Source organism: Streptomyces sp. MnatMP-M17 (assembly GCF_900091995.1).
GTDB lineage: Bacteria > Actinomycetota > Actinomycetes > Streptomycetales > Streptomycetaceae > Streptomyces.
In genome coordinates this window covers 1-6,714 of sequence record NZ_FMDK01000192.1, presented here as the reverse complement: position 1 = coordinate 6,714, position 6,714 = coordinate 1, and the positions used below count along the sequence as shown (strand labels likewise).

Here is a 6,714-nt window from a genome sequence, read left to right as displayed (position 1 = left end):
GTCCTCCCGCCCCCGCCGCACCCGATGTGGGTACGGCGGGCGCGGTGCCGACCGAGAGCCGTCGGGCGGACTCCCGTATCTTGTGGGCATGGCGATGTCCCCGTTGCCCGACTCCCTTACCGAGCCGGACGGTTCGGCCGTGGTCCGGGTGCTCAGTTACAACGTCCGGTCGATGCGCGACGACCGTGAGGCGCTGGTCCGGGTGATCCGGGCCTGTGCGCCCGATCTGGTCTTCATCCAGGAAGCGCCGAGGTTCTTCCGCTGGCGCAAGCGCGCCGCCTGGCTGGCCGCGCGGACCGGTCTCGTGGTGCTGAGCGGCGGCGCCACCGCGGCCGGGCCACTGCTGCTCTGCTCGCTGCGCGCCACGGTCGAGCGGACCGAGGACATCCTGCTGCCGCTCACTCCCGGCCTGCACCGGCGCGGCTTCGCCACGGCCGTCGTACGGATCGGCCGCGCCCGGGTCGGGCTGCTGAGCTGCCACCTCAGCCTGGAGCCCGGCGAGCGCTACACACAGGCGCGGATGCTGCTCGACCGCGTCGAGGCCATGGACGTACCGAACGTGATCGCCGCCGGTGACCTCAACGACCCGCCCGACGGCCGGAGTTTCCGGCTGCTGGCCGGGGAGCTCCAGGACTGCTGGACGGCGAAGCCATGGGGCGACGAGTACACCTCCACTCCGGAGCGCCCGCATCAGCGCATCGACGCGATCTTCGCGACCGAGGGCGTCGAGATTCTCGGGTGCGGGGTGCCACGAGGCCTGCCGGGCGTGACCGAGACGGACCTGAGGACGGCCACGGACCACCTCCCGGTCCTCGCAGCGGTGCGCCTCCCGGCTTAGGGGGCCGTGGTTCGGGGTCCGTTGTTGGCACGGGCCGGTGGTTGTGTGCGGGCTGTGCCCGCTGCCGTTCATGCGCGCCTGCGGCGCGGGGGCCGGATCCCGGCTTCCCGCCCGGTGCCGGGCGCATATCCAGCCCGTCCGGCGTTTGAGGACGGAACGGCCCGCCCGGCACCGGGTTCCCGCTCGGTAGGGGCCAGGCCGAAAAACCCAGCCCGTCCGGCGTTTGAGGACGGAACCGCTCGCCCCGGCGCCGGGCTTCCGGACGGTGTGGTTGCGCCCGGCCGGGTCGGGTGGAGTGCCCGGCACCCGCACCCACCACCGGCCCCCGCGCCGCAGGCGCGAAACGCCCACGCCGGGAGGCGGAACGTTAGACCACTGCTCCGCGGCCCGGGTCGTCGTTCTCCTCGTCGTCGTGTTTCATCCGTGCCACCAGCGTCGCGAAGCCGCCCAGGAAGCCGCCGATGCAGAGCGTGGTCAGCCACCAGGTCATGTCCCACTGGAGCAGGACCGCGACCAGCATCAGCACCGGGCCGCCGATCACCGCCAGCCAGGCGAACTTGGCCGTTACATCGGCCTCGGGCAGCGGCGGCGGCTCCGGCGGTACGAAGTGGCCCTCGTCGCCGTCGTCGAAGTCCTCCTCGCGGGCCTCCGGCACCTCGTAGTCGCGCGGTCCGGAACCGCCGACGCCGGGCGCGAAGACGACCGAGCCGCCCAGCGTGGGCTTGCTCTCGTCGCCGTCCTTCTCCGGCGCCGGAGAAGGCACTGCCTCCGGTTCGGCGGCCGGGCCCGCGCCCGCGCTCGGCCCGAGGCTGTTCTTCTCGCCCTCCAGCAACGCCAGATCGTCCACCGACTTGAACGGCTTGGCGCCCGGCGGATCCGCCGGCTCCTCGCCGTACCCGGCGACGATCGCCGCCCAGGCCGCGTCCTCGTCGATCGGCTGCGGCTCCCGGTCCGCGTCATGCTCAGCCACCGCTGGTGCTCCCCTTCTGCCCGGCAATCGGAGCGAGGCGGCCGATGAACGCGAGACTCTCCTCGAAAATCCGCTCCGCGTCATGGTCCAACGTCGCCACGTGGTAGCTCTGTTCCAGCAGGACCTCACGGACATCCCGTGAAGAGACCCGGCCGAGGATCCTGGCCGAGTCGGCCGGTGGTACGACATGGTCCTGCGGACTGTGCAGCAGCAGCAACGGCTGCGTCACCTGAGGCAGCGCGCCGTCCACCAGACCGAAGAACTTCCGCAGCGAGTACGCGGCGTGCAGCGGCACCCGGTCGTAACCCAGCTCCTTCACACCCTCCTTGGCGATATCGCTCGTCAGTCCCTTGGTCGTCGGCACGAGATGGCGGACGACCGGCAGGACATGGGCCGCCGCTCCATGCATCTTGATCGCCGGGTTGACCATGACGATCCCGTCGACCGCCGGGCCGTACTTGGCCGCGAGCCGCAGCGCCAGCGTCCCGCCCATCGACAGTCCGAGGACGAAGACCTGGCGGCACCGCTGGAGCAGCTCGCCCAGCGCCCGGTCCACCTCCGCGTACCAGTCCTGCCAGCCGGTGAGCTGCATGTCCTGCCAGCGGGTGCCGTGTCCCGGGAGCAGCGGCAGGGACACGGTGAGACCGCGCTCGGCCAGATACTCGGCCCAGGGACGCAACGACTGCGGGGAACCGGTGAATCCGTGACAGAGAAGGACGCCGACCTCGCCGCCCTCATGGCGGTACGGCTCGGCTCCAGGAAGGACCGGCACCGGGGTCTCCTGTTCGTGAGGCTCGGGAAGGTGTACTTCACCGTACGCGACCGGACCGACACCGACCAGATCCGCCCGCCCTCCATGAAGGAGAGCACGCGCCGCCCACGCGTTATGGTCTGTCCGACAGCACACAGGAGGCATTCGAGTTGATCTACGGTGCGATGAAGTTCTCCATCGGAGGCTCCCTGAAGCTTGCCTTCAGGCCCTGGGTGGAGGGTCTTGAGAACGTTCCCGCCGAGGGCCCCGCGATCCTCGCCAGCAACCATCTCTCCTTCTCCGACTCGTTCTTCCTGCCGGCCGTGCTCGACCGCAAGGTGACTTTTATCGCCAAGGCCGAGTACTTCAACTCGCCCGGTCTCAAGGGCAGGCTGACCGCCGCCTTCTTCAAGGGCGTCGGACAGCTCCCGGTGGACCGCTCGGGCGGACGCGGCGCGGGCGAGGCCGCGATCCAGAGCGGGATCAAGGTCCTGGAGCGCGGTGAACTCTTCGGTATCTACCCGGAGGGCACCCGTTCGCCCGACGGGCGGCTCTACCGTGGCAAGCCCGGCGGTCTGGCGCGCGTGGCACTGGCGTCCGGCGCGCCCGTCATCCCGGTCGCCATGATCGACACCGAGAAGATCCAGCCGCCCGGCAAGGTGGTGCCCAAGCTGATGCGCCCGGGTATAAGGATCGGCAAGCCGCTGGACTTCAGCCGCTACCAGGGCATGGAGGGCGACCGCTTCATCCTGCGCTCGGTGACCGACGAGGTCATGTACGAGATCATGAAGCTGTCCGGCCAGGAGTATGTGGACATCTACGCGACGGCGGCCAAGCGCCAACTCGCCGAAGAGGCAAAGGCGGCGGGAACCGGCGGCGAGTGATCCACTGATCCACGAGGAGCGGGATCCACGACCGGATCCACGATGGGGGAGGGACCGATCGACCGTCGGTACGGGTTCACGGCGCCCTGGAGGTGCGGCGGACCGCAGAAGGACAGACGTATGTCGGTCGAGCAGCCGCTCTGGCGGGCGCTGACCGCCTACCGGCCGCTCACCATGGTCTACGCGGTACTGATCTTCTTCTTCGAACGCGACCGGTTCGAACGCCCTTGGGTGGCCGAGGCGTTCCTCGCGTTCCTGGCCGTCTGGACGATCGTCACGCTTCCCAGAGTGGCGAACGCGGTGAACTGCACCAAGCGCTTCCTGGTCGCCGATCTCACCGTCGCCCTCACCGGCATCCTGCTCACGCCGCTGGCCGACGTACACGCCCAGAGCGTCGACGGGCCCACGCTGCCGTCGATATGGACCGCGGGCTCGGTCCTCGCCTTCGCGATCAAGGGCGGCTGGCGCTGGGCCGCCGTCGCCTCCTCCTTCGTCGCCGCGGCCAACCTCGTGGAACGCGCCCATCCCAGCCGGGACACCCTCCACAATGTGCTGCTCGTCTGGGTCGCCTCCATCGCCATCGGATATGTCGTGGAGGTCGCCCGCGCCTCCGAACGCACGCTCGCCCGCGCCCTGGAGATCGAGGCCGCGACCCGTGAACGCGAGCGGCTGGCCCGGGACATCCATGACAGCGTGCTCCAGGTGCTGGCGATGGTGCAGCGGCGCGGTACGGCGATCGGCGGCGAGGCCGCGGAGCTGGGCCGGCTGGCGGGCGAGCAGGAGATCGCCCTGCGCACGCTGGTCTCCAGTGGGCTCGTGCCCACCGTCCGTACCTCCATGGAATCCACGACCTCCATGGAATCCACGCCGTCCGCCGATTCCGGCCCTTGTGATCTGCGCTCGCTGCTCGCGCCGTACACCGGCCCGAAGGTCACCTTCGCCGAGCCGGGCGCGCCCGTACTGCTGGAGCCCGCGGCGGCCGGTGAACTGGCGGCGGCGGTCGGCGCGGCCCTGGACAATGTCCGCGAGCACGCGGGCCCGGACGCCCGCGCCTGGATCCTGGTCGAGGACTGGCCGGACGAGGTGATCGTGACCGTCAGGGACGACGGCCCAGGCATCCCGGACGGCAGACTCGCCCAGGCCGAGGTCGAGGGACGGCTCGGTGTGGCCCTCTCGATCCGCGGCCGGCTACGGGAGCTGGGCGGCAGCGCCGAGCTGGTCTCGGTGCCGGGACAGGGCACGGAAGTCGAGTTGAGAGTTCCACGGGTACGGGGGAAGGCGGAGCGATGAGCGAGCGGCACGAGGCGGAGACGGTCAGGGTGATGGTCGTCGACGACCACCCGATGTGGCGGGACGCCGTCGCCCGCGATCTGGAGGCGGCCGGCTTCGAGGTGGTCGCGACCGCCGGCGACGGTCCGCAGGCGGTGCGCCGCGCGACGGCGACCACTCCGCGCGTGCTCGTCCTGGACCTCAATCTCCCCGGAATGCCGGGAGTTCAGGTCTGCAAGGAGCTGGTCGGCTCCCTTCCCGGGCTCCGCGTGCTGGTGCTCTCCGCGAGCGGCGAGCACGCCGATGTCCTGGAGGCGGTGAAATCCGGCGCCACCGGCTATCTGCTCAAGTCGGCCAGTACGGAGGAGCTGATCGACGCCGTACGCCGCACGGCCGCGGGCGATCCGGTCTTCACTCCCGGACTCGCGGGCCTGGTGCTGGGCGAGTACCGCAGACTCGCCTCGGAGCCCGCGCCCGCCGCCTCGGACGAGCAGGGAGCGCCCAGACTGACCGAGCGCGAGACCGAGGTACTGCGGCTGGTCGCCAAGGGACTCTCGTACAAACAGATCGCCGAACGCCTCGTCATCTCGCACCGCACCGTCCAGAACCATGTGCAGAACACCCTCGGCAAGCTCCAACTGCACAACCGCGTCGAGCTGGTCCGTTACGCGATCGAGCGCGGCCTCGACGACGCCTGACCGCTCCGTCCGGGACAGATCCGTACAACCATCTCCGTCCGCCCTCTGGTGGAACCCAATCCCTCCTGCGCACCATGCCGGAGTGACCTGAGTCACTCTGCCTGTGGCCCGGGTGCCCCACCGACGGCGAAGGGAAGTGTTTTCCATGCGAGTCGGAGTGCTGACCGGGGGCGGCGACTGCCCCGGGCTGAACGCGGTCATCCGCGCCATCGTGCGCAAGGGCGTTCAGGAGTACGGCTATGAGTTCACCGGATTCAGGGACGGCTGGCGCGGGCCGCTCGACGGCGACACCGTACGGCTCGACATCCCCGCGGTACGCGGCATCCTGCCGCGTGGCGGCACCATCCTCGGCTCCTCGCGCACCAATCCGCTCAAGGCCGAGGACGGTGTCCGCCGGATCAGGGAGAACCTCGCCGCGCACCAGGTCGACGCGCTCATCGTGATCGGCGGCGAGGACACGCTCGGTGTCGCGGCACGGCTCTCCGACGAGTTCGGCGTCTCCTGCGTCGGAGTGCCCAAGACGATCGACAACGACCTCTCCGCCACCGACTACACCTTCGGCTTCGACACCGCGGTCGGTATCGCCACCGAGGCCATCGACCGGCTGCACACCACCGCCGAATCCCATATGCGCGTCCTGGTCTGCGAGGTGATGGGCCGTCACGCGGGCTGGATCGCCCTGCACTCGGGCCTGGCCGGCGGCGCGAACGTCATACTCATCCCTGAGCAGCGCTTCGACGTCGACCAGGTCTGCGCCTGGGTGACCTCGCGCTTCAAGGCCTCGTACGCGCCGATCGTGGTGGTCGCGGAGGGCGCGATGCCCAAGGACGGCGACCTGGTCCTCAAGGACGGCACGCTGGACTCCTTCGGCCATGTCCGGCTGTCGGGCGTCGGCGAATGGCTGGCCAAGGAGATCGAACGCCGCACGGGCAAGGAGGCCCGCACCACGGTCCTCGGCCACGTCCAGCGCGGCGGCACCCCGAGCGCCTTCGACCGCTGGCTGGCCACGCGCTTCGGCCTGCACGCGATCGAGGCGGTGCGGGACGGAGACTTCGGCCGAATGGTGGCGCTGCGGGGGACGGACATCGTACGGGTCCCGATGTCGGAGGCGACGGCGCAACTCAAAACGGTGGAACCGTCGTTGTACGCGGAGGCGGGAGTCTTCTTCGGCTAGCTGATTTTTCCGGCCTGCGGCCGGGGCACGATGGGGCGGGCCCCTACCGGGTGGGAGCCCGGCACCGGGGCGGGGTCGGAGGAGGTGCGTGTCCGGACACTGAAGCGTGATTTGTGCCGCACACGAAACC

General features: G+C 70.2%; 7 protein-coding genes. 5 read left to right on the top strand and 2 right to left on the bottom strand.

Annotated elements, in window-relative coordinates; genetic code table 11:
• Positions 1-88 precede the first annotated feature (88 nt).
• On the top strand, positions 89-838 hold the full coding sequence (locus GA0115259_RS09385) for an endonuclease/exonuclease/phosphatase family protein (protein WP_093593656.1): 750 nt from the start codon (positions 89-91) through the stop codon (positions 836-838).
• A gap of 367 nt (positions 839-1,205) precedes the next feature.
• On the opposite strand, the gene GA0115259_RS09380 is transcribed toward GA0115259_RS09385, so the two are convergent.
• Positions 1,206-1,808, bottom strand: a complete 603-nt coding sequence (locus tag GA0115259_RS09380; protein WP_093593653.1) for a hypothetical protein — start codon at positions 1,806-1,808, stop codon at positions 1,206-1,208.
• Entirely contained in the window at positions 1,801-2,580 is a 780-nt protein-coding gene (locus tag GA0115259_RS09375) for an alpha/beta hydrolase (RefSeq protein ID WP_093593650.1), read from the bottom strand. The genes GA0115259_RS09380 and GA0115259_RS09375 overlap by 8 nt, the downstream gene beginning before the upstream one ends.
• A gap of 149 nt (positions 2,581-2,729) precedes the next feature.
• On the opposite strand from GA0115259_RS09375, the gene GA0115259_RS09370 reads away from it, so the two are divergent.
• The 4 genes from GA0115259_RS09370 to GA0115259_RS09355 all read left to right on the top strand — a co-directional run bounded on the left by GA0115259_RS09370 (position 2,730) and on the right by GA0115259_RS09355 (position 6,584).
• Positions 2,730-3,443, top strand: a complete 714-nt coding sequence (locus GA0115259_RS09370; protein WP_093593646.1) for a lysophospholipid acyltransferase family protein — start codon at positions 2,730-2,732, stop codon at positions 3,441-3,443.
• Positions 3,444-3,563: 120 nt separating this feature from the next.
• Positions 3,564-4,733 carry a MacS family sensor histidine kinase gene (gene macS, locus GA0115259_RS09365; protein WP_237539876.1) on the top strand — a complete coding sequence of 390 codons (1,170 nt, stop codon included), beginning with the start codon at positions 3,564-3,566 and terminating at the stop codon, positions 4,731-4,733.
• On the top strand, positions 4,730-5,410 hold the full coding sequence (locus tag GA0115259_RS09360; RefSeq protein WP_093593640.1) for a response regulator: 681 nt from the start codon (positions 4,730-4,732) through the stop codon (positions 5,408-5,410). The genes macS and GA0115259_RS09360 overlap by 4 nt, the downstream gene beginning before the upstream one ends.
• A gap of 145 nt (positions 5,411-5,555) precedes the next feature.
• The gene (locus GA0115259_RS09355; RefSeq protein ID WP_093593637.1) at positions 5,556-6,584 is read left to right on the top strand and encodes a 6-phosphofructokinase; all 1,029 of its coding nucleotides are present in this window, start codon (positions 5,556-5,558) and stop codon (positions 6,582-6,584) included.
• Positions 6,585-6,714 lie beyond the last annotated feature (130 nt).